Raw genomic sequence first — 422 nt, forward strand, 5'->3', positions numbered from 1 at the left:
TCCGAGACCTGTGCCTTCGACCTGCTGGAAGCCGACTACGAGCGTCCCATCCAGCCCGGCGAGATGCTGATCATGGACGGCAAGGGCGAACACAGCGAACAGTTGCGCGGTCCCCTGCCGGAACGTCCCCGCCAGTGCATCTTCGAGCTGGTCTACTTTGCCCGCCCCGACTCCTTCGTCTTCGGCGAGCAGGTCTACCAGTGCCGCAAGCAGATGGGCTGGCAGCTGGCCCACGAATCCCCCCCCGACGTGGACTTCATCATGCCCTTCCCCGATTCCGGCGTCTATTCGGCCGTGGGCTTCGCCCAGTGCGCCGAGCTGCCCTACGAGCACGCCATGATCCGTAACCACTACGTGGGCCGTACCTTCATCCAGCCCACGCAGAGCATGCGCAACTTCGGCGTGCGCGTGAAGATCAACCC

At 64.5% G+C, this 422-nt stretch carries 1 pseudogene; it reads left to right on the forward strand.

Annotation, left to right across the window (positions count from 1 at the left end):
* Positions 1-422, forward strand: a pseudogene (locus JWG43_RS18770) (amidophosphoribosyltransferase); the annotation flags it as partial.

It is taken from the genome of Desulfobulbus alkaliphilus, assembly GCF_016918545.1.
GTDB classification, from domain to species: Bacteria; Desulfobacterota; Desulfobulbia; order Desulfobulbales; family Desulfobulbaceae; genus Desulfobulbus; species Desulfobulbus alkaliphilus.